This window comes from Thermoflavimicrobium dichotomicum (assembly GCF_900114055.1).
In the GTDB taxonomy this organism is placed as follows: domain Bacteria; phylum Bacillota; class Bacilli; order Thermoactinomycetales; family Thermoactinomycetaceae; genus Thermoflavimicrobium; species Thermoflavimicrobium dichotomicum.
Genome location: NZ_FORR01000007.1, coordinates 135,003 through 157,875, shown reverse-complemented (window position 1 = coordinate 157,875; position 22,873 = coordinate 135,003). Strand labels below are relative to the sequence as shown.

Here is a 22,873-nt window from a genome sequence, read left to right as displayed (position 1 = left end):
ATGAGGGAGAACCTCATGTCCGGTTTGATGAGGGGGAGCTGAAATGAGTAGGCGACCCAAAGGGGTCGCTGCAAAATTTCAGTTCTCTACTCTACAAAAATCAGATTTATGATTACTTTAGAAAAGAATAGAAGAATAAAAACGAATATTAGTATTTTTATAACAAAGCCGAATGTGAAAGTATGTTATATAATATATTAGAACAGGCAAGTTAAGAGTTAACACTCCTACAAAGGTTGAACAATACAACCAGAAAAGTTTAGGGTGATGGAATTGAGTAGCGATAAAACTTCATTTAAGGTTTCAAGAAAGCTTTTTTCTAAGAATAGAAGCATACAAAAAGCGATTGATGAAGCACCTGTTGGCAGTACGATTGAGATTGAACCAGGAGTGTATCGAGAAGATCTGGTGATTGATAAATATATTGAGCTCGTGGGTGTGGGTGATCGGGAACAGATTGTCATTCAAGGAATAAAAAGCAGTTCGATCACCATGAAAAATGGGTATGCTGTGATCCGAAATGTGACCATTAAGCAACCAAAAGAATTAGGATTTGATAAAGGAATGGATACAGTATACATAGAAAATGGCACCCTTTTGCTTGAATCCTGTAAAGTCATTTCAGATAAAGGACCCGCTATATCGATTGATGGAGAAACAGCCGAACCCATTATTCGTTACTGTGAAATTATAAGCACAAAAAATTCTGCTGTATTAAACAAAGGAACAGGCAACATTATTTTTGAGCGTTGCCACTTTGCTTCTCAATCCAAGGAGAATCCGGTCATTCACATTTTGGATGGCAATCCCCAATTTAAAAAATGCAAGATTGTGGGGACAGAAAGCAAAAGTTGCGGTATTTATGTGGAAGGAAAAGGAAAAGGGCGCTTTGAAGAATGTAATATTTATGGATTTGACCATGAAGCGGCCATTTATATCAAACAGGCCAGCCCTTCTTTTTATCGCTGCAAAATTCATGATGGCAAGCATTGTGGCATTGTCATTCGAAAAGGAAAAGGTGTTTTCAAGAAGTGTTCCATTTTCAGCTTTGAAAAAGATGCGCCTGCTATTCGCATCTCTGATGGTTCTTCTCCGTTTTTTCAAGAGAGTAGCATTCGCAACTGCAAAGGCGGAGGGATCATCTTTGAAGAGGATAGTGGTGGACTTATCGATAAATGTGATTTGTTTGGTTTTATTTATCAGCCTGCCATTCGGATTTTTGAAGGGGCTAACCCCATGATTCTTCACACGAAAATTCATGATGGGAATGTGGAAGGGGTTGTCTCCACCTCTAATGGAAAAGGAGCATTACGAGACTGTGAACTGTTCAGTTTTAACTCCAACATTATATCTGTTACCAATGGCGGACAGCTGGATGTCTTGAATTGCAAAGTGTATAAAGGAAACAAACACGGCATCTATTATTCGCAAAAAACGAAAGGAATTGTTCAGGATACCCAAATCTCCCAGTTTTCGCAAGCGGCTGCCATTCATGTATCCAAAGCAGCTGACCCATCTTTTATCCAATGCCAGGTATTCGATAGTGAAAAAGGCGTTCAGGTTCACGAACATGGTCGTGGCAAGTTTGAGCGGTGCGTATTTTGGGATATTGAAGCAGAAGTATGGGAAGTACAGGATAGTGATCCGGCCATTTATCTGTGCAAGGAAATGAATAAAGAAAATGGAAGTTACCAGATGAGTGATTCCGAATATAGTGATCCGCTGCTGATTTCAAATCCACGTGTCAATGAGTTGTTTGAGCAAGTGGAAAAACAAATCGGACAGTGGAAAGTAAAAGCGAAAATGAAAGAAGTGATTCACTACCTGGATTATCTACAGGATCGTAAACGCCTGGGAATCAAAACCATGGAAGAACTAACGATTCATGGACTGTTTTTAGGGCCATCCGATACAGGAAAGGAGAAAATGGCGGATTTATATGCACAAATGCTCAAAGAAATCGGATTGGTTTCAGAAGGCCATCTGGTCACAGTGACGCCTGATCAATTAGCCAATCCCGATCCATTCATCATGCAGCAAGTACTGCAACAACGGATCGAAGAAGCATTGGGTGGAGTCCTGTATCTGGATCAAATTCACCTCTTTACCCAGGAGTTGACATCCCAGACATTGCTGCCGGGATTACAACAGATTTTTAATCATTTGGTTCCTGAAACAGCCGTCATCATTTCTGGTCCGGAAGAGCAAGTACGTGCATGGCTTGAAACATGGCCTGACCTTAAAAAGTTCTTTACCCATGAATATTTCTTTGAAGAATATTCACCGGAAGATATGGTATCGATCTTTTTGCAAATAGCCAAAGAAGAAGACTATCAAGTACACGAAACCTGCATGTCTCTCCTGTTAAAAGAGATGCATCAATTATGGAGTCAGGATGATCAGAAAAGCTGTGTCGAGCGGGTCAGAGAATATTTTAAAATGGTCCAAGTGGTACAGAGTCGCCGATGTGCCAAGTTACCCAAATCCCAAAGAACCAAAGAAGCTCTCACCACCATTATGCCCGAAGACTTGACCTGGAAAGGCGAAAAGGATATTCAGCCAGGCGATAAGGAATGGATGCAGGAATTGGAAAAATATTATATCAAGAAGGATGAATCGGGGGAATAAAACACAAATTCTGATAAAATAGAAATGGATACTTTTTTATCGAAACGACAGGAGGAGAGAGTATGCCATTCTATTATCGTCTCGGTCAAATTCCACCGAAACGGCATATCCAATTCAGACAGCCGGATGGAAGTTTGTACAGAGAGCAGGTAATGGGGACCAAGGGTTTTTCGGGGATTCAATCGATCCTGTATCACATTCATCCTCCTACTCAAATCAGTGAGGCGAAAAAAATCCGGGATTGGAGTATTCCTGCTGAAGAAGAAGGGGCCAATCGTCATCGCCACTTTTTGACGTTTGAGGCCGAAGAGGGCGGCGATCCGATTGATGGACGACTGCATTTGCTGGCCAATGAAGATGTTGTGATTGCTACAGTAAAACCGACCGAACCGATGAACTATTTCTTTCGCAATGGCGATGGAGACGAGATTATTTTTGTCCATGAAGGGGAAGGTGTTCTTGAAACGGTCTTCGGTGAATTGCCATATCGACCTGGAGATTATTTAGTCATTCCTGTTGGGACTACGTATCGCCTGGAAATGAAAACGAAAGAGCAGCGTTTTTTGGTGATCGAATCATTTGGCGAGATTACAACCCCAAAAAGATACCGGAATGAGCATGGGCAGTTGATGGAACACAGCCCATTTTGTGAACGGGATATTCGGGTTCCTGAGAAGCTCCAGACTTACCAGGAGACGGGAAAGTTTGAAGTGCGGGTCAAAGTGAGAAATCAACTACATGCCTATGTTTATGACTTCCACCCATTTGATGTCGTGGGATGGGATGGATATTTGTATCCATGGGCCTTTAATATTGACGATTTTGAACCCATTACGGGTTCCATTCACCAACCGCCTCCTGTTCACCAAACCTTTGCCGGGCCCAATTTTGTTGTCTGCTCCTTTGTACCACGTATGTATGATTATCACCCGGAAGCCATTCCAGCTCCTTACTATCATAGCAATGTCAATAGCGATGAAGTGTTATATTATGTCAAAGGCAACTTTATGAGCAGGAAAGGGATTAATGAAGGATCGCTGACCTTGCATCCCAGTGGCTTGCCTCATGGTCCACATCCTGGAAAAGTTGAAGCCAGCATTGGCAAGGATCGGACTGAAGAGTTGGCCGTGATGATCGATACTTTCCGACCTCTTAAAGTAACGAAGCAGGCTTTGGCATTGGAAGATCCGAATTATATGTATAGCTGGCTGCCGGAATGAGTATGAGAGGATGAGTTGGATGCAGATTGATCCCAGGAAGCAACCCAGACAAGCAAATTATAAATTGCTTATTGGTAGTGTTCTGCCACGCCCGATTGCGTTTGTTTCCTCGTTAAATGAAGCCGGAAAAGTAAATGCAGCGCCATTTAGCTTTTTCACTGTCGTTTCGACTGAACCTCCCCTGATCAGTGTGACCTGCATGCGAAAGCCGGATGGACAAATGAAAGATACAGCACGCAATATTTCTCAGCAAAAAGAGTTTGTTGTGCATGTCGTTGATAGTGAAAATGTCAAGTTGGTCAATGATACAGCTACCGATTTTCCTCCTGAAATCAGCGAAGTGGATGAAGTAGGTTTTGAGCTGTTGCCAAGTGTAGAGATCAAAACACCACGCATTGCACAATCCAAAGTGCAGATGGAGTGTGTTTTGCACCAAATGATTCCGATGGGAGGAAACCAGTTTCCCAATGCGGATCTGATCATAGGAGAAGTAGTCCAATTCCACATTGCCGATGAGTTGTATCATGATGGAAAAATTGATACTTTAAAGCTGGATCCTGTTGGGAGATTGGCTGGCACCATGTATGGGACAGTAGGAGAAACATTTTCGATGCCCCGTTTAACCTGGAATGAATGGCAAGAGAAAGAAAGATGAAATAAAAAGCAGTGAAAACCTGGCCCCTCGAAGTGGAGGCCAGGTTTTTGGTGTGAGAGGAGTTTATGAGGTGAACATAAAAGGTGAACTGAAGCCAAGATGATGTTTGCTACTGATCATTTTATAACAGAATGGCCTTCTGGTTTCGTTCCAATTTTTGTTAATAGAAACAGTGTAAAAACTATAAATTTATCAAGAAGGAAATTCTTAATGGTGAAACATATGAAAAGTATTGTAATGATATTGTATAATATTTTAAAAGAGATTGATATTTAATACTTGTTGAAATATAATTTTATTGAACGCTACTGCATCATATTGGAGGTCAATGGATGAAAATTCTGATTCTTAACAACTCTCCTCATGAAAATAACCCTTATGAGGAGTGGCTCTCTGATATTTCGGATGAGTTGATTATACTAACCTCTGACCAATACGAGAAAGATTTTGATCATTATCTGTACAAAGAATCATTTCCTCACTATGAAACAAACAGTCTGGTTGAGTTAAGGGCGATTGAACTATATGAAAAATACCAATATGAACAAGTCATTGCTCTAAATGAATGGGATGTATTGCGTGCAGGGCAATTAAGGGAACGATTAGGGTTAAAAGGGCAACGATATGAAAGTGCTGTTGTTTTTAGAAATAAGGAAATAATGAAAAAATACGCACGAAAAAGTGGCGTGTTCATTCCGAAATATAAAGTGATAAATCATGCATTTGACGTATTGGATTTTCTGGATGAAGCAGGTTATCCGATTGTAGTTAAACCGATTGCTGGAGCAGGTTCAAGAAATACAGTCAAAATTGATAATCATGATGATTTGGAACGCTTTTTAAATGAGAGCCTCTATTTTCCATTATTGGCTGAAGAGTTTATCGATGGAGATATGTATCATATTGATGGTTTGGTATTAAATGGTGAGATTGTTTTTGTTTGGCCTTCCAAATATATCAATGGATGTTTGGCATACCAGGACAGCAAATATTTGGGGAGTTATTTGTTGGACCCTGACAATCCGATGACAGCACGGTTACAAGAAGCTGTTCGTGAATTAATCAGGCAGTTTCCAACACCAGAACATACCACGTTTCATGCTGAACTGTTTCATACCGCTGATGACCAGCTTTATTTTTGTGAAGTAGCAAGTCGGACAGGCGGTGTAAAAGTCAACGATTCCATCCAACATGCATTTGGTATCAATATTTCCAAAATATGGGCCCGATCCCTTTGTGGACGATTACCTGATCTCCAGGATTTTCGTCAACTGTCTAAAAAAAGAACGTCTGGGTTTGTGCTGATTCCTCCCAAGAAAGGTACCTTGGTGCAAATGAATACATCCGCTCCTTTTGATTGGGTGATCAAACAGGAGTATCATGCACAAGTGGGTGAAACGTTTAGCGGTGCAAAGCGGAGTGTCGATTGTGTTGCTCTTTTTGTGGTGGATGGCAAGTCTGAGCACGAAGTTGTTCAGCGCATCAATGAGGTGGCACGCTGGTTTGAAAGCCAAACGGTCTATAAATAAATATCTGAGAAAAGCGGTCCGAATACTCGGACCGCTTTATTCTGTTTTTTGGTATTTCTTTTGCTTGGCTTGGCGCGCACGCTCATTTTTGGATAAATATTTTTTTCGGAGTCGGAACGTTTTCGGTGTTACTTCTAATAGTTCGTCTTCTTTGAGCAATTCAATGGCATCATCCAAAGTTAATTGTCGAGGTGTATCCAGGCGAAGTGCTTCTTCGGCTGTGGCGCGACGAATACTGGTCAGATGTTTTTTCTTGCATACGTTTACTTCCAGGTCGTTTTCACGTATATGCTGGCCAACGACCATTCCTTCGTAAACTTCTGTGCCTGATGTGATAAATAATTGCCCGCGTTCTTGAGCGGAATGTAAAGCATATGTAGTGGCTGTTCCAGATTCCCAGGCGATCAGAGAACCATGGTCATGGGTTTCGATTTCGCCAAAATACGGTTCATATCCGGCGAACAGGGTGTTCATAATTGCTTCGCCACGTGTAGCAGTCAGAAGTTGTTGGCGAAAACCGAGCAAGCCGCGGGAAGGAACCAAATATATGAAACGAACCGTTCCGTTTTCCTGAATCTGCATGTCTTGCAATTGACCCTTCCGTTTGCCTAACAGTTCGACGACAACCCCTTGATAGTCGTTGCTTACTTCGATTTCGACAGTTTCAACAGGTTCGGATTTTTGTCCATCGATTTCTTTGAAAATAACTTCAGGCTTACTTACTTGAAATTCATATCCTTCTCGGCGCATATTTTCAATCAAAATGCTCAGATGGAGCTCACCACGACCGGAAACCAGGAAATTATCGGCTGAATCCGTATCTTCTACCCGTAGAGCTACATCGCGCTCAGCTTCACGATAGAGTCGTTCACGGATTTTTCGTGAGGTAAGATAAGTCCCGTCTTGTCCGGCAAAAGGACTGGTATTCACGCCGATGGTCATGCGCAAAGTGGGTTCTTCCACTTTGATGGGTGGAAGCGCTTCGGGATGTTCGGGATCTGTAATTGTATCTCCAATGCGAACATTGCTGATCCCGGTCACAGCGATAATATCTCCAGCGGTCGCTTCGTCAATTTCCTGGCGGTTTAATCCTTGATGGGTAAAAACCTGTCCGATTTTTACCGGACGACTGTTTCCATCCGATGAAAGAAGTAACAGAGTTTGATTGCGCCGGATTTTTCCCCGTTGTAAGCGTCCAATCACGATTTGTCCCTTGTAATCATCATATCCCAGTAGCGTTGCCTGCATTTGTGTTGGACCTGCCACATCGACTTGGGGATGAGGAATGTAGTGGATGATTTCCTCAAAAAGCGGTTCCAGTGAAGGGGTAAGCTGGTCTGGAGAATGGCCGGAAGAGCCAGTTAATCCGCTGGCATAAATAACAGGAAATTCGCACTGCTCATCAGTTGCCCCCAAATCTACAAAAAGATCAAAAGTCGTATTGACCACATGTTCGGGTTGGGCATTGGGACGGTCTATTTTATTGACTACAACAATGATTTTGTGTCCTCTTTCAATGGCTTGGCGTAAAACGAACTTCGTTTGTGGCATGGGTCCTTCGACAGCATCAACCAATAGGAGAACTCCATCCACCATATTCATGACCCGTTCCACTTCACCCCCAAAGTCGGCATGACCAGGGGTATCCACTATATTGATTTTCATCCCTTTATATTGGATCGCTGTGTTTTTGGACAGAATGGTAATTCCCCGTTCTCTTTCCAGATCATTTGAATCCAGGATCCGTTCACTGACTTGCTGGTTTTCGCGAAAAATCCGACTTTGTTTGAGCATGGCGTCGACAAGGGTGGTTTTTCCATGGTCTACGTGAGCGATAATAGCGATGTTGCGAATGTTTTCCGGTTTTAGCATAGATTGGACAGGGCCTCAGGCCCTCTCCCTCCCTTTCTCATTCTTGTTGTTTATTCACATTCGCAATCGTACCATACAAATCTTTGTCATGCTAGAGAAAGGAACCGCTTGCTGACAAAGTTTCCGTTATATGCCGGTTTTCCTTTTCCGTTTCACTCCCGCTCAATCCAAACGGGCAGGAAGTTGTTCAACTGGAAAAGGAAAACCAGGTTTGTCAACAATCTCGAACTCTCTGTGTTAATTCGTATTGTTTTGGGATAATATCTGGCCCATCCAAATGATCAGCGAAATGAAAACCGGATAGATGATTCCCCATCCTGCAAAAGGAAGAGCGAGTGCCGTTAGGATCAAAGAGAGCCAGCTCATTTGTCGTCCCCACTTGAAATGTTGAAGCAAACGAATGCCAGCGGCGCATCCAGCCAAATAGGTCAGGATAAATGTCGCGTTAGGAAATAAAATGAGTGTCGATAAAGAAATATTTCCAAAAGCATAAAGGAAAAGAATGAGTGTAAAACAGCCAGCCAAAAAACATAAACCTCCAACAGGTGTCTGATGTTTGCGCGATAGGCGTGCCATTGGCCGAGGAGCATGTCCTTCACGGGCCAAGGCAAAAGCAAGTCGGGAAGCAGCGCCCACATAGGTAATGACCGTGGCGGTACATATTAAAAAGGAGGTTCCTCCAATCACTACACTCCCGCTCGGGCCAAAGTTTTGTTTCATGATCCAGATTAATGCTGTATCAGCTTGGGATCCCAGGTAGCTTCGGGTACCAACGGTAGTGAAAGCAGTCAAAAAATATAATAAGCCGACAATCAATGCTGCAATACTGACGGCTTTTACGGTATCTCGTTTGGGATCGACAAATTCCTCAGAGAGATGAGAGACAGCCTCCCAACCGATAAAGCACCAAAATAAGATAGAGATTGTTTGACCAATACTCATCCAACCATGTGGCATCCAGGGAGTGAAATTTTCTTTTTTTACAAAAGGGAAAGAGTAGGAAATGGATAAGATCAGCACGGTAATAATTCCGATCACGATCATGACCTGGATTTGCCCACTCAGTTTCATACCCCGATAATTAATGGTTAATGCGATTAACAGAATGGATACAGCTATCCAGACGGTTGCGGTTCGGTTCAAACCCAAGGCAGCAGCCAGATAGCCTGCGCCAGTAAGCGAGGCGATCGGAGCACCCATGACAACGGACATGAGAAAGTACCAACCTATATGCATACTGGCTGTTTTTCCAAATGCTTTTGAAACAAAATAAGCGACTCCACCCGCATGGGGATAGGATGAAGATAACCATCCCATTACGAGAGCCATGGGTAATACCAGGAGAACCATTACACCCCAGGCAATCAGAGAAGCAGGACCTGAGATCTGTGCAGCCAAACCAGGGGTAAGTAAAATTCCTGATCCAAGTACAGCGCCAATATAAAGGGCAATGGCTTGCGGAAGACGAATGGTTTGTTTCAATGTTTGTTCCATAAAAGTCTCTCCTTTTTCATTTAGAGTAACAGGAAGCAATATGGATATGAGCCCGTTGACAAACCTGCATATTACAGGGAATTTATCTATAAGTTGAATATTTTTGTATTATCTGATATAAAGATGCCTAAAGTTCGCAGGAAGTTAGCTCACCTCTTTTATAATGGACGTTGTTCATGACAGACAAATAACAAACTCTATGTTTAGCTTACATGACGATAACAAATCAGTAAAATAGATAAATAAGTTTATTTCTATCATTTTTTTCGATGAAAGGGGAGTGTACCATGGAATTGCGACAGCTTCACACCTTTAAGGTCGTAGCAGAACTTGGTGGTTTTACAAGAGCTGCTGAAAAATTGGGTTATGCTCAGTCGAGTGTAACCGCACAAATTCAAGCATTGGAAGAAGAATTGGGAGCGCCTTTGTTTGATCGGTTAGGGAAAAAGATTGTGTTGACCGAGGCAGGAAAACGATTATTACCCTATGCCATTGCCTTGTTACAGACCCATGATGAAGCCAAAAAAGCAGTGCAAGGTGGGCAGGAACCCAGTGGGATGTTAGTGATTGGTGCACCAGAATCACTGGCATCATTTCGGTTGCCAGAAGTCATTCAAAAATATAAGCGATTGTTTCCACAAGTAAAGATCATTTTAAAGCCAGGCGTATGTTGGGAAATGAGAAACATGCTGCGGCGGGGTGAACTGGATGTGGCCTTCTTGCTAGAACCTGAAATGAAGGATGAAGACTTGAAGATTGAACCACTCGTCGTTGAAAAAATGGCTTTGATTGTTTCTGCTGACCATCCGCTTGCCTCATTGGACCATGTAGAAGCAGAGGATTTAAGAGGAGAAACTTTTTTACATACAGAAGCAGGCTGCAGTTATCGAGCTATTTTTGAGCAATATTTACGCAAACATGCGATCGAAACCGATCCTGATCTGGAATTTTGGAGTATTGAAGCGATCAAGAGCTGTATTTATGCAGGATTAGGTATTGGATATCTTCCCTTGATTACCTGTCGAAAGGAAGTGGAAGAAGGGCGGCTTGCGATTTTAAATTGGGAAGATCCAAATCCATCTGTCGTAACCCAATTGGCCTATCATAAGAAAAAGTGGCTAACACCCGCTTTGAGAGAGTGGATCCATTTGGTCAGGGAATATGCCAAAGAGTGGCGTGAAAATCAAGGATAGTTGTCTCATATGGATATGACTTGCTTTTTAGATAATTTTTATTAAAAATGTTTTTATACATACAATATATAAAAACAATTGTAAATCATATTAGTCCATGAATATTATAATATTAGATCCAAATGAAGGGGGGATTCATACATATAAGAGTAGTAATAGGAAGATTTACCATGTATATATGATTTTTTTGGTGTATAAAGTATAATACTCTATCTATAAGTATGGAATTTTGATTGGTTTAGTAGTGGATAAGGGGGATATACGGATAGAGGGAAGGAAGTGAACCCTATGAGTCATGATTTATTCAATCTTTCTAAAAAAAGGAAGAAAAGGTGAGAGTGATGCCAAAATCAAGAAGGACGATTGCAGTTATTGGCGCATTGGATACGAAAGGGAATGATTTTTTATATATAAAAAAGGAAATTGAAAAGTCGGGACATCAGCCCTTGTTAATCGATGTAGGTGTCTTGGGTGAACCCCTGATCCAACCGGATATCTCATCGGACAAAGTGGCTCTTGCAGGCGGTTCCACTTTATTGGAATTAAGGCAAAAAAGGGATAAATCCTTTGCCATGGAAGTGATGACCCGGGGCATTTCCATTGTGATGCGAGATTTGTATCAGATGGGGCTAATTGATGCCGGTATTTCCATGGGAGGATCAAATGGTACGATGATTGGTACCTCTGGGTTACGGGCTCTTCCTTTAGGCATTCCCAAAGTCATGGTAAGTACGGTTGCTTCTGGAGATACACAACCATATGTAGGAATTAGCGATGTGGTGATGATCCCTTCCATTCTGGACGTATCAGGCGTCAATCGGATCAGTGCGCAAATATACGCCAAAGCTGTAGGAGCATTGGTGGGAATGTTAGAGGCGGAAGTGACTCAGCCGCAAAACAAGCCAGTGATTGCAGCATCGATGTTTGGCAATACAACGAGATTGATCAACCGCTGTAAGGAAGTCATTGAACAGAATAATTATGAAGTCCTTGTCTTCCATGCCACAGGTACAGGTGGACAGACGATGGAAGCTTTGATCGAAAGAGGAGATATTGTTGGTGTGCTTGACGTAACTACAACAGAGCTCGCCGATGAATTGGCTGGTGGTGTACTTTCTGCAGGCCCCTCACGTTTGGATGCCGCAGCAAAATGGGGAGTTCCCCAAGTGGTAGCCCCAGGCTGTCTGGATATGGTGAATTTCTGGGGAATGAATACCGTACCTGAAAAATACAAAGATCGTTTGCTTTATGCCTGGAACCCGAATGTGACTTTAATGCGGACAACCCCAGAGGAAAATGAGATACTGGGGCGGACTCTGGCTGAGAAACTGAATCAGGCAACGGGCCCAGTTGCTGTTTTTCTTCCATTGAAGGGAATATCTGAACTGGATTCGCCCGGGAATTTATTTTGGTGGCCGGAAGCCAATCAAGCCTTGTTTGATGCAATTAAATATCATCTTCGCAAGGATATCGAAGTGGTTGAACTGGATTGTAACATTAATGACGAGGAGTTTGCGCAAGCGATTACCAACAAATTGCTAGAATTTATAAATGAAAATAGCCAGTGAACTTTCGTGAACCAAGATGATTGTTTACAAAGAAACTGGCTCTATCGTGTATTTTTAATAGAATGGATAAAACGTTTCTTTTCGCACTCGAGATAAAATAGACAAGGAACAGGGAATATTTTGAGGAAAATCTATCGAATAAAAAAATTGAATGTTATCATATACCTGTCGATTTATTTTTATTTAAGTATGGAATATTTTTGGCACTTCTCAGATTGAACAAGAAAAAAGGTGAGAGCATGCCGAAAACGATCGCAGTTATAGGGGCGTTGGATACGAAGGGGAACGATTTTATTTTTGTCAAAACAGAGTTTGAGAAAAGAGGACATCAAACCCTGTTGATTGATGTAGGAGTACTGGGGGATCCATTGATCCAGCCAGATGTGAGTGCGGATCAAGTTGCACGGGCTGGTGGCTCTTCCCTGGATGAACTTAGGAAAACAAAAGATAAATCTTTAGCAATGGCTGTTATGACCAAAGGGATTACTTCTGTGGTAAAAGAGTTGTATGAACAAGGGAGAATCCAGGCTGCTTTTTCGATGGGGGGTTCCAACGGGACTGTCATCGGAACGGCCGGACTAAGAGCATTACCGATCGGCGTTCCGAAAGTCATGGTAAGTACTGTCGCTTCTGGAGATACACAGCCTTATGTGGGAACAAGTGATATCGTCATGTTTCCTTCCATTCTGGACGTATCCGGCGTGAATCAAATTAGTGCCCAAATTTATGCCAATGCCGTTGGAGCCATTGTGGGTATGGCAGAAACGGCGGTTCCTCAAGTAGAAAGCAAGCCACTCATAGCCGCATCCATGTTTGGAAACACGACCAAACTGGTAAATCGATGCAAAGAAATCATCGAACGGGATCATTATGAAGTTCTTGTTTTCCATGCTACAGGGACGGGCGGCCAAATGATGGAGTCGCTCATTGCTAAAGGATACATATCAGGAGTGCTTGAAGTGACAACCACAGAACTGGCAGATGAATTGGCAGGAGGCGTGATGTCAGCTGGCCCTTCCCGCCTGGAAGCTGCTGGAAAACTGGGGATTCCTCAAGTCATTGCTCCTGGCTGTCTGGATATGGTGAATTTTTGGGGGATGGACACCGTTCCAGAAAAGTATAAAGATCGCTTGCTATATGCCTGGAACCCGAATGTGACTTTAATGCGGACAACCCCAGAGGAAAATGAGGTTTTAGGACGCATGCTGGCTGAAAAAGCAAATCGCTCTCTAGGACCTGTAGCTTTCTTTTTACCGCTAAAAGGATTGTCAGAACTGGATGCACCTGGAGAAGAGTTTTGGTGGCCAGAAGCCAATCAGGCCTTGTTCAAGGCGATTAAGGAAAACGTACGCAAAGATATCGAAGTGGTTGAACTGGATTGCAATATTAACGATGAAGTTTTTGCGCAAGCGGTAACACAAAAACTGCTCACTTTTGTAAAAGAATATCAAAAATAAAGAAAGGGGATCTTTGGTATGCCATTCATTTCTCGCAGTGAATCACTACGTCGGTTAAAAGAAACAGTAAGCCAGGGATTACCGATTATTGGATGTGGTGCCGGAACTGGAATTTCAGCGAAGTTCGCTGAAGAGGGAGGCGCTGATCTCATTATTATCTACAATTCAGGACGGTATCGGATGGCAGGGCGTGGCTCATTGGCCGGATTAATGCCTTATGGGGATGCGAACGGCATTGTGGTGGAGATGGCAGCAGAGGTTTTACCTGTAGTGAAAGATACCCCTGTACTCGCAGGGGTTTGTGGAACCGATCCTTTCCGTCTCATGCCTGTGTTCCTCAAACAGTTAAAAGAAATGGGTTTTGATGGAGTGCAAAACTTCCCAACCGTTGGTCTGATCGATGGAGTGTTCCGCCAGAATCTTGAAGAAACAGGAATGGGATTTGATTTGGAAGTGGAAATGGTTCGTCAGGCTCATGAGTTGGACATGCTTACATGTCCTTATGTATTTAATGAAAAAGAAGCCAGAGCGATGGCGGAAGTGGGTGCAGATGTCATCGTGGCCCATGTTGGATTGACTACAAAAGGTTCCATTGGTGCAACGACTGCTTTAACGATCGAAAAAGCGGCTGAAAGAGTACAGGCGATTCATGATGCGGCGAAAGAAGTAAACCCGGAAGTACTCGTACTCTGTCATGGTGGACCGATTGCAGAACCTGAAGATGTTCAGCAAGTGCTGGAGATGACCCAGGGAATCGATGGCTTCTTTGGAGCTTCCAGTATGGAGCGCTTGCCCACAGAAGTTGCCATTCGCTCGCAAGTGGAGAAATTCAAATCTGTGAAAAATAGGTAAAAAAGAAATCAGAGCTCTACCCCAAAATTTGGGTAGAGCTCTTGTTATAATGTAGAGTGAGAAAACGATAAGGAGGATGAGAGAAAAGTTGGAAAAGATGGAATCGTCTCTTGCTACGAAGGATTGGAATAAACAGGAAAAATTAGGCCATCCATTTCATGAAGTGTTTCATCATGTAGAAGTAGCCGAGTGGGCTTTTGAATGTATGAAAGATTTGTCTGATAAGTTGCAGGTGTACTCGGAAGAAGATGAACGTATAGCGATTACCTATCGGAAAGACAAAAAAGGAATTCATTATCAATTTGGAAATTGGCTATTGCTCGGTTTTTATGGTGGAAAAGATCAGCCTGTGGCCAGAATACCCATAATGGTCGAAAAACTGAAGTCACTTGATTCAGAAGTAGAATACAAAGTGGAATACGAGTTTAAGACAGATCCCAAAGTTGTCAGTGTTTCGTTTTCCTTAGCCACATTGGAACAGGTTGGGGATGAAATTTTAAGCTTGTATGACCAAACGATCGATGCAATCAGTCAAATGCTATCAAACTGTAAGAAGTCAACTCATCGCCATAAACATAATGAATCGTTAGGAAAAGCTGTTTTTGACCCGACATACCGGAAGCAACTATTTTATTTGGGATTGTAAACAACCTCTTATGGATACTACCTGTGTCGAGAATGCTTAGACAGAAATATCAGTACCAAAAAGGATCCATCTAAATTGCAGATCATAAAGAAGTCTGTGAACCTCCCGGATTTTTGCAAGATCGGAGGTTTACGGACTTTTTTTGTTTTTGCCACAATAAAAACAGTTGATATTTCAAAATTCGCACACGGGTTTTAGTTGTATCCAGAATGGAATAGCTTCGAACCGACAATTATGCAACGTTTGAAATTACAGATTTGCAAAACTCCCTGGGAGATAAATATCCTCAAGCAGAATGGGGTCTGTAATAAAACAAGCCACAGATTTATTTTTTAATGAGAACAGATCATTCGAATGAAAGAAAAAGCCATTATTCGAGTGTAGGGAATGGCTGTTTTTTTGTATGATTCCGGAAACTATTTTAATAATGGATTGTATATGAATAAAAATAATTGATCGCAATATTATATAAAAGTAAATTTTCAAATTTATTCTTTACAAATTTGTATAAATTGTGTAGTATGTAGATATCCAAATCGATCGCAGAAGGGAGTGCTATGTCATGAGAAAGTTGGTAAAATTAGATGGATTTTTGCCTCAATTTCCTGTCATGGGTGGAATGATTCAAAACTGCCAACTTCATATCGACATAGGGCGACCTTCTAGGTGTTTTTACATATGACAGACTCATCATAAAATTTTTTCTGTCATATATATTTCTCTTGTTATAAAAGACTAACCTAAGGTTGCTTGGCATCCCTATGGTTAGTTTTTATTTTCTTATGCAGGAAGGAAGCCATAGGATTTGCTATGTGCTTCCTTTTTTATGGAGGAGTGGTTATTTTGAGTATTTTTAGGGATTTATGGTGGTTTTTCAAAAAAGAGAAAAAAAGTTATATAACAGGAATTGCTGCCTTGTTGCTATTGGCACTACTGGGATTGTTACCCCCCTATGCTATACGCCATGTGGTGGATCAAATTGCAGCAGGCAGTTTAACAGTCAAAGACCTGCTTTTCTGGTCTGTGCTGTGTATCGGAGTGGGAGCCGCTTCCTATGGATTGGGTTATTTTTGGCGGATCCAATTGTTTGGGGCAGCCCATCGTTTGGGACAATTGCTAAGGAATCAACTGTATGAGCATTTTACGAAAATGTCTCCATCGTTTTTCCATCGGCATCGTACAGGAGATTTGATGGCGCATGCGACCAATGACATTCAGGCAATTGCCACCACAGCGGGTGAGGGAGTACTTACACTGGCTGATTCGATCAGTATCGGGAGTGTTGTCATATTTACCATGGCCGTATTTATTGATTGGAAACTGACGCTGATCGCTTTGATTCCGATGCCGATCATGGCTTGGCTGACCAACTACTATGGGAATTTGTTGCATCAACGTTTTCATGTGGCGCAAGAAGCTTTTTCAGATACCAATGATAAAGTGCAGGAAAATATTTCGGGTATGCGCGTGATTAAGGCATTTGGTCAAGAAGAGGCTGAAAAGAAAGTATTTAAAGAATTGTTGGATGATGTAGTGGAGAAAAATATTGCTGTCGCCAAGATTGATGCCTTATATGACCCAACGATTATTTTGTGTGTAGGAGTGTCTTTCTTTTTAACAGTAGCTTTTGGCTCAGTAGCGGTCGTTGATGGAACGATGACCATCGGGGAGTTAACCCAATTTACCATCTACCTCGGACATCTGATTTGGCCGATGCTGGCTTTTGGATGGTTGTTTAATATTGTTGAACGTGGCCGGGCTTCTTATGATCGGGTACAGAAACTGCTGAGCATGAAACCGGATATCCAGGATCAAGTGAATGCAATTGACAAGCTGCCAACAGGAGATATTCAATATCAAATCCGGTCATTTACATATCCAGGTAGCCCGACTCCAGCATTGGAGGATATTGGAGTCAGCATTCGAAAAGGGGAAACATTGGGGATTGTTGGGAAAACGGGCAGTGGGAAAACGACTTTTTTGCGGTTGCTGTTACGGGAGTTTGATATCCAAGATGGAGTCATTCGCATTGGCGGATGTTCGATTACGGATTATAAACTTCATCGCTTACGTGAAGCGATCGGCTATGTTCCACAGGAATATGTCCTCTTCTCAATGACGATCAAAGAAAATATCGCATTTGGAAGACCTGATGCGACACAGGAAGAGGTAGAAGAAGTCGCGCGCATCGCTTGCATTCATGAAGACATTTTGGAGTTTGAACATGGGTATCAAACGGTTGTTGGAGAAAAAGGGGTTACATTATCAGGTGGGCAAAAGCAGAGGATTTCGATTGCCAGGGCCTTGTTGTTAGATCCTGAAATCTTGATCCTGGATGACTCGCTCTCAGCAGTTGATGCGAAAACAGAAGCATCCATTTTAAAAGCATTGCGTGAAAACCGTGCGAACAAGACGACTCTGATTGCTGCCCATCGGTTAAGTGCCGTAGAACTGGCAGACCAGATCATTGTCATGGATGAAGGACGGATTGTTGAATATGGAACCCACCAGGAGTTGATGGAAAATGACGGATGGTATCGGGACATGTACGAAAGACAGCAACTGGAGTCATTAGTTTTGGAAGGGGGCGCTTGATTTTGGCATTTCGAAGGTTGATGGGCTATTTGAAACCTTATCAGGGAAAGTTTTGGATTGCTTTTGTGGCGTTGCTGATTGCAACCGGAACCGATGTCATGATTCCTGTTATTGTGAGTAAATTTATTGACAATGCACTCATTCCGCGTCAACTGGATCCGGCAACATTGTGGTTTTATGGAGGCATTTTTCTCCTTTTGCAGGTCATTTCACCCAGTTTGCATTATTATCAGTTAATTTCTTTTCAGGTCATTGCCCAGTGGGTGATTCGTCAATTGCGGATGGATGTATTTAGCAAAGTCCAGCATTTGGGTTTGTCATTCTTTGACCGAACTCCTACAGGTTCGTTAGTATCACGGATTACCAATGATACGGAAGCGATTAAGGAATTGTACATTAGTGTCCTTTCCTCTTTTTTGCAAAATATCATTTTGATCATCGGTGTTTTTATAGCGATGTTTGCACTTGATGTCACGCTTGCTGCTTACTGTTTGATTTTGTTGCCTGTTTTTTACATGTTGATGCAAACCTATCGACGCTTGAGTTCGAAGGTATATCATGTGGTTCGTTCAAAATTGAGCCAGATGAATGCCAAGTTAAACGAATCCATTCAAGGGATGAACATCATTCAGGCATTACGTCAGGAATCCCGTTTGCGAACGGAATTTGGAAAACTGAATCAGGAACACTATGTAGCTGTGGTAAAAAATCTGAAGATTTTCGGTTTATTGTTGCGACCGGCCACCTATCTGATATCGCTGACGACCATTGTATTGGTTTTCAATTATTTTGGCATTCAGTCGATTGCCGGTGGAGCCGTGAGAATAGGGGTGTTGTATGGGATCCTGAACTTGTTGGATCGTATTTTTGAGCCGGTCAACCAGATGATGATGCGCTTGTCCCAGATGCAGCAAGCGGTCGTGTCGGCTGAGCGGGTTTTTGAATTATTGGATCAAACGGAGTATGCACCACAAAAAGAAGGAGATGGAAATCCGGTCATCCGGCATGGACGGATCGAATTTGAAAATGTGAGTTTTTCATATGATGGGAAAAATGATGTGTTGAAAAACATTTCCTTTGTGGCGGAGCCAGGCCAGACTGTCGCATTGGTTGGACATACCGGCAGCGGTAAAAGTTCGATCATCAATCTGTTGATGCGATTCTATCCAGTCAAACGGGGCACCATTAAAATTGACGGTGTTCCCCTGCAATGTTATTCAGATGAAGAACTGCGATCCAAGATGGGACTTGTGCTTCAGGATCCGTTCCTTTTTGTTGGAGATGTAAGAAGCAATATTCGTTTGCACAACCATGATATATCCGATAAGAAGATCAAAGAAGCAGCACGATTTGTGCAAGCAGATACATTTATTGAAAAACTTCCCCAGGGTTATGATGAACCGGTAGGGGAACGGGGGGCTACCTTTTCCAGTGGCCAACGCCAACTGCTGGCTTTTGCTCGGACGATGGCCATTGACCCGAAGATTTTGGTCCTGGATGAAGCGACGGCCAGTGTAGATACAGAAACAGAAGAAGCCATTCAAACAGCGCTGGAAAAGATGAGAAAGGGACGAACAACGATTGCGATCGCTCATCGATTGTCAACGATCCAAGATGCCGATCTCATTTTGGTATTGCACCGGGGAGAAATCGTCGAGCGGGGTAATCATCAAGAGCTGTTGGCGAAAAAAGGCTTGTATTACAAGATGTATCTCTTGCAATCAGGTGCAGTTTTACTGGAAACAAACGAACAAACAACAGCCAGAAGTCTTATTTTAAATAGCCCAAATTCAATTTTTGGTAGAAAACTTTAAGAAAACAGGAGATAATATTATCAATAATAACGAAGAGCGGGGGAGGATGATGAGATGATTATCCAGCGTGTAACACAAAATCGTCTATATGATGCCAGTGATATGCAGCGCAGGTTTTCTCCGACTGTATCCAGTCCTCCTGATGCTCGTGATGCCTTTGAAAAAGATTATGGCCGCATTATACACTCTGCGGCTTTTCGGCGTTTGCAGGCAAAAACGCAAGTACTGGGTCAGAATGCAGGAGATGTTCATCGAACCCGTTTGACCCACTCGATGGAAGTAGCACAAATTGCTCGCGGGATTGCCATCTATCTGAATACCAACCATCCGCTGTTTCGAGAGGATTTTGCTTTGGACGGTTCCTTGCTGGAAGCAGCTGGACTTGCTCACGATATTGGTCATCCGCCATTTGGCCATCGGGGCGAACAAGCGTTTCATGAGTGTATGCAACATTTTGGCGGTTTTGAAGCCAATGCACAAACGTTTCGCATTTTAACGCGTTTGGAAGGTGAGAATGAGCAAGGGTTGGATTTAACCCGAGGATTGTTGCTTTCAGTGATGAAATATCCGATTTTATTGGATCAGGCTATTAACCCGCGCCAATATGAATTGGAGATGATCCCTCCCAAATCCAGCATTTATACATGTGATGAAGAAGTATTCCAGTGGGTATTGGCTCCGTTTACGGATAGAGAAAAAGCCTTTTTAACGGATGTGAAGCTACATCCGCGCAAGCATGCGCAAACGATTAACAAAACTCTGGAGTGTTCGATCATTGAATTGGCTGATGATATTGCTTATGGTACGCATGATGTGGAAGATGCGATCAATTTGGGGTTTATTCGAATCAGCCAGCTGAAAGAATTGCTGAATGATTTTGCTGATGTATCACTTTATCCCAAGTTGGCGAAAGCAAGAGATGATTTGGATCACCTTCAGGAGCATGATTTGGATAAGTATCGTTTGAAGAAGATCATCTCTGCATTGATTTCGACGTTTATTTATGGACTGACTGTGGTGGAAAATGAAGGTTCGCTACAGTCGCCCCGCTGTAAATATCGGGTCGTATTGGTTCCGGAGTTACGCAAATTGCTGAACCAGTTAAGAGAAATTGTGGCAGAATATGTGATCAATTCGCATAAAGTCCAAACCGTCAACTGGCGGGGAAGTTTTATCCTGAAGCGATTGTTTGAGGCGATTATGAATGAAACACGATTGCTTCCTGAAAAAGACCGTTTGAAAATGACCCCAGAGATTCATGATGAACAGCGGGCTCGTATTATTTGTGACTATCTGTCTGGTATGACCGATTCATTTGCCTTGCGAATGTATGAACGGCTTTTTGGGCACAGCCGAAACTTTTTTGATTATTAGGGTGAAAAGGAAAACCGACCTCAGAACGGGTACTGTCTATGGCTATAGGTCTTTGCTATAGCTTTTTTTGTTTCATGGAATGGCGGTTTCTGTTGGGGGAAATGCTACCCATACAGCCATTTTTAAATGAATGCGAATGAGATAGAGGGTTGTTATTTTTTTCCTTGAAATAAAAATAATTGACAGAAACATGAAATTCTAATAACATGGGAATACGAAATCAGTTAAAAACCGATGAATTAACTATGAATTAAAGATGAAGAGAGTGAAGCAAATGAGTTGGAAACGTTGGGTGATTGTTGGTATCTCATTCCTCTTGTTATTAACTGGATGTACGATCCAAAAGCCGGCAACGGAAGAAAAGAAGGGCGATTTACTTTCACAGATTAAAAAGCGGGGCTCGATTCGTATTGGAACAGAAGGGACTTATAAGCCTTTTAGTTTTCATGATGAAAAGACCAATCAATTGACCGGATTTGATGTAGAAGTGGCCCAAGAGATAGCGAAAAGGATCGGTGTGAAAGCAGAGTTTGTGGAGATCCCATGGGATGGGATGTTAACCAGTTTACAGAACAAAAAAATCGATATGGTTGCGAACCAGGTGGGAATCAAGCCGGAACGGAAAGAAAAATTCGATTTCTCCCAACCCTATACGGTTTCTTATGCGCAAATGGTAGTTCATAAAGACAACCAGGAAATTAAAAGCTTGAAGCAAGTGAAAGGGAAAAAAGCCGGTCAAACACCAACCAGTAACTATGGAGATATGGCTAGAAAAGCAGGCGCTACCATTGTGGCGTATGAAGATATGATGAGTGCGATGAAAGATGTGGCAGCGAAACGGGTCGACTTCAGCTTGAATGACCGGCTGGCGATTGCAGAAATGATGAAAACGGCCAAGTTGCCTGTTAAAGTCGTTGGCGAACAAATCGAAAGATCCGAGTCAGCATTTCCGATTCCCAAAAATAACCCTGAACTGTTAAAGGCCATTGATCAGGCATTGGAAAGCATGAAGAAAGATGGTACATTGGCGAAAATCTCGCAAAAATGGTTTGGCATTGACGTATCCAAATAAGAATGCTGGCGGAACTGATTGATCGACGAGGGGTTCCTTTTCCTGTTGGGCATGAATAGGCAGAAACGAAATGGAAAAGGAACCCCAACGTTAAAATGGAGTCCTTGTCCATCATCTGAGGCAAGAGAGTATGTCGTCTTATCATCCTTTTCGGTGTCCTGGTGTGGACACTTTTTCTTTGTTATGAGCGGAAACGGAGTGATCAGAGTGGATGCATGGCAATATATCCAGTGGGAAAATTTATTCGACCTGGACCTGGCCATTCGATCTTTGCCTTATGTACTGAAAGGGTTTAACTATACCATTGGCATCAGTTTTTTAACCATGGCGATCGGTTTGGGATTGGGACTGATTACGGCGATGGGCCGGATGTCCAAATTCTGGTTTTTTCGTTTGCCGGCCCGTTTTTACATTTCGATCATTCGTGGAACGCCTTTGCTTGTCCAGCTGTTTATCCTTTATTTCGGGTTGCCTGTCATCGGAATCAATCTGACGCCTCTTGCGGCAGCGATAATCGGTTTATCACTGAATGTTGGCGGTTATTCGGCGGAGACCATTCGCGGGGCCATTCTTTCGATTCCCAGAGGGCAGTGGGAGGCAGCCACAGCTTTAAACATGAGTCATTGGCAAACGATGAGACGGATTATTATTCCACAGGCGACAAGGGTCGCATTGCCCAGTCTGGCCAATACCTTTTTAAGCCTGGTGAAAGATACTTCCCTGTTGTCTGTCATTACGGTTCCAGAAATGCTTTATCAAGCCAAAATTATTGGTGGACGAGAATTTGATTATATGACGATGTACATTTTGGTGGCATTGATTTATTGGGTAATCTGTACGGTTCTCGGTATTTTGCAAGAGTATTTGGAAAAAAGGTTTAGCCGGCATGTGGCTTAAGGGGTGA

The 22,873-nt window shown here is 42.5% G+C and carries 16 protein-coding genes; 14 read left to right on the top strand and 2 right to left on the bottom strand.

Annotation, left to right across the window (positions count from 1 at the left end; translation table 11 throughout):
• The first annotated feature begins 273 nt into the window (after positions 1-273).
• From BMZ78_RS09285 to BMZ78_RS09270, 4 genes are all read left to right on the top strand, one after another.
• The gene (locus BMZ78_RS09285; protein ID WP_175482382.1) at positions 274-2,628 is read left to right on the top strand and encodes a right-handed parallel beta-helix repeat-containing protein; all 2,355 of its coding nucleotides are present in this window, start codon (positions 274-276) and stop codon (positions 2,626-2,628) included.
• A gap of 62 nt (positions 2,629-2,690) precedes the next feature.
• A complete protein-coding gene (locus tag BMZ78_RS09280; RefSeq protein ID WP_093229770.1) occupies positions 2,691-3,848 on the top strand; it encodes a homogentisate 1,2-dioxygenase in 1,158 nt (385 codons plus the stop codon).
• 19 nt (positions 3,849-3,867) lie between these two features.
• Positions 3,868-4,503 (top strand): flavin reductase family protein, encoded by a 636-nt coding sequence (locus tag BMZ78_RS09275; RefSeq protein ID WP_093229769.1) that lies wholly within the window; start codon positions 3,868-3,870, stop codon positions 4,501-4,503.
• 332 nt (positions 4,504-4,835) lie between these two features.
• Positions 4,836-6,032, top strand: a complete 1,197-nt coding sequence (locus tag BMZ78_RS09270) for an ATP-grasp domain-containing protein (protein ID WP_093229767.1) — start codon at positions 4,836-4,838, stop codon at positions 6,030-6,032.
• A gap of 36 nt (positions 6,033-6,068) precedes the next feature.
• Here BMZ78_RS09270 and typA read toward each other — a convergent pair whose 3' ends face one another.
• Both typA and BMZ78_RS09260 read right to left on the bottom strand, forming a co-directional pair.
• Positions 6,069-7,904 (bottom strand): translational GTPase TypA, encoded by a 1,836-nt coding sequence (typA, locus tag BMZ78_RS09265; protein WP_093229765.1) that lies wholly within the window; start codon positions 7,902-7,904, stop codon positions 6,069-6,071.
• A gap of 237 nt (positions 7,905-8,141) precedes the next feature.
• Positions 8,142-9,398: an amino acid permease gene (locus BMZ78_RS09260; RefSeq protein ID WP_093229764.1), complete on the bottom strand. Its 1,257-nt coding sequence runs from the start codon at positions 9,396-9,398 to the stop codon at positions 8,142-8,144.
• 287 nt (positions 9,399-9,685) lie between these two features.
• On the opposite strand from BMZ78_RS09260, the gene BMZ78_RS09255 reads away from it, so the two are divergent.
• The 10 genes from BMZ78_RS09255 to BMZ78_RS09210 all read left to right on the top strand — a co-directional run bounded on the left by BMZ78_RS09255 (position 9,686) and on the right by BMZ78_RS09210 (position 22,866).
• A complete protein-coding gene (locus BMZ78_RS09255; protein WP_093229762.1) occupies positions 9,686-10,591 on the top strand; it encodes a LysR family transcriptional regulator in 906 nt (301 codons plus the stop codon).
• Positions 10,592-10,932: 341 nt separating this feature from the next.
• Positions 10,933-12,159 carry a Tm-1-like ATP-binding domain-containing protein gene (locus BMZ78_RS09250; RefSeq protein ID WP_093229761.1) on the top strand — a complete coding sequence of 409 codons (1,227 nt, stop codon included), beginning with the start codon at positions 10,933-10,935 and terminating at the stop codon, positions 12,157-12,159.
• Between the two features lie 239 nt (positions 12,160-12,398).
• Positions 12,399-13,616 (top strand): Tm-1-like ATP-binding domain-containing protein, encoded by a 1,218-nt coding sequence (locus BMZ78_RS09245; protein WP_093229759.1) that lies wholly within the window; start codon positions 12,399-12,401, stop codon positions 13,614-13,616.
• 18 nt (positions 13,617-13,634) lie between these two features.
• Positions 13,635-14,468, top strand: a complete 834-nt coding sequence (locus tag BMZ78_RS09240; protein ID WP_093229758.1) for a phosphoenolpyruvate hydrolase family protein — start codon at positions 13,635-13,637, stop codon at positions 14,466-14,468.
• 76 nt (positions 14,469-14,544) lie between these two features.
• Positions 14,545-15,114, top strand: coding sequence for a hypothetical protein (locus BMZ78_RS09235; RefSeq protein ID WP_093229756.1), 570 nt, complete (start codon positions 14,545-14,547; stop codon positions 15,112-15,114).
• A gap of 843 nt (positions 15,115-15,957) precedes the next feature.
• Positions 15,958-17,709 (top strand): ABC transporter ATP-binding protein, encoded by a 1,752-nt coding sequence (locus tag BMZ78_RS09230; RefSeq protein ID WP_093229792.1) that lies wholly within the window; start codon positions 15,958-15,960, stop codon positions 17,707-17,709.
• A 20-nt stretch (positions 17,710-17,729) separates the two neighbouring features.
• On the top strand, positions 17,730-19,523 hold the full coding sequence (locus tag BMZ78_RS09225; RefSeq protein ID WP_245739803.1) for an ABC transporter ATP-binding protein: 1,794 nt from the start codon (positions 17,730-17,732) through the stop codon (positions 19,521-19,523).
• 54 nt (positions 19,524-19,577) lie between these two features.
• Positions 19,578-20,897 carry an anti-phage deoxyguanosine triphosphatase gene (locus tag BMZ78_RS09220; protein WP_093229753.1) on the top strand — a complete coding sequence of 440 codons (1,320 nt, stop codon included), beginning with the start codon at positions 19,578-19,580 and terminating at the stop codon, positions 20,895-20,897.
• A 274-nt stretch (positions 20,898-21,171) separates the two neighbouring features.
• Positions 21,172-21,969 (top strand): transporter substrate-binding domain-containing protein, encoded by a 798-nt coding sequence (locus BMZ78_RS09215; RefSeq protein WP_093229751.1) that lies wholly within the window; start codon positions 21,172-21,174, stop codon positions 21,967-21,969.
• Between the two features lie 183 nt (positions 21,970-22,152).
• On the top strand, positions 22,153-22,866 hold the full coding sequence (locus BMZ78_RS09210; RefSeq protein WP_093229790.1) for an amino acid ABC transporter permease: 714 nt from the start codon (positions 22,153-22,155) through the stop codon (positions 22,864-22,866).
• The last annotated feature ends 7 nt before the right edge of the window (positions 22,867-22,873 follow it).

Excerpts from the sequence above, each read along its gene's own strand:
- BMZ78_RS09215 (WP_093229751.1), top strand. The coding sequence starts at position 21,172 with ATGAGTTGGAAACGTTGGGTGATTGTTGGTATCTCATTCCTCTTGTTA.
- BMZ78_RS09235 (WP_093229756.1), top strand. The coding sequence starts at position 14,545 with ATGAGAGAAAAGTTGGAAAAGATGGAATCGTCTCTTGCTACGAAGGAT.
- BMZ78_RS09275 (WP_093229769.1), top strand. The coding sequence starts at position 3,868 with ATGCAGATTGATCCCAGGAAGCAACCCAGACAAGCAAATTATAAATTG.
- BMZ78_RS09260 (WP_093229764.1), bottom strand. The coding sequence starts at position 9,398 with ATGGAACAAACATTGAAACAAACCATTCGTCTTCCGCAAGCCATTGCC.
- BMZ78_RS09220 (WP_093229753.1), top strand. The coding sequence starts at position 19,578 with ATGATTATCCAGCGTGTAACACAAAATCGTCTATATGATGCCAGTGAT.
- BMZ78_RS09245 (WP_093229759.1), top strand. The coding sequence starts at position 12,399 with ATGCCGAAAACGATCGCAGTTATAGGGGCGTTGGATACGAAGGGGAAC.
- BMZ78_RS09210 (WP_093229790.1), top strand. The coding sequence starts at position 22,153 with ATGAGCGGAAACGGAGTGATCAGAGTGGATGCATGGCAATATATCCAG.
- BMZ78_RS09255 (WP_093229762.1), top strand. The coding sequence starts at position 9,686 with ATGGAATTGCGACAGCTTCACACCTTTAAGGTCGTAGCAGAACTTGGT.
- BMZ78_RS09280 (WP_093229770.1), top strand. The coding sequence starts at position 2,691 with ATGCCATTCTATTATCGTCTCGGTCAAATTCCACCGAAACGGCATATC.
- BMZ78_RS09225 (WP_245739803.1), top strand. The coding sequence starts at position 17,730 with ATGGGCTATTTGAAACCTTATCAGGGAAAGTTTTGGATTGCTTTTGTG.
- BMZ78_RS09250 (WP_093229761.1), top strand. The coding sequence starts at position 10,933 with ATGCCAAAATCAAGAAGGACGATTGCAGTTATTGGCGCATTGGATACG.
- typA (WP_093229765.1), bottom strand. The coding sequence starts at position 7,904 with ATGCTAAAACCGGAAAACATTCGCAACATCGCTATTATCGCTCACGTA.
- BMZ78_RS09270 (WP_093229767.1), top strand. The coding sequence starts at position 4,836 with ATGAAAATTCTGATTCTTAACAACTCTCCTCATGAAAATAACCCTTAT.
- BMZ78_RS09240 (WP_093229758.1), top strand. The coding sequence starts at position 13,635 with ATGCCATTCATTTCTCGCAGTGAATCACTACGTCGGTTAAAAGAAACA.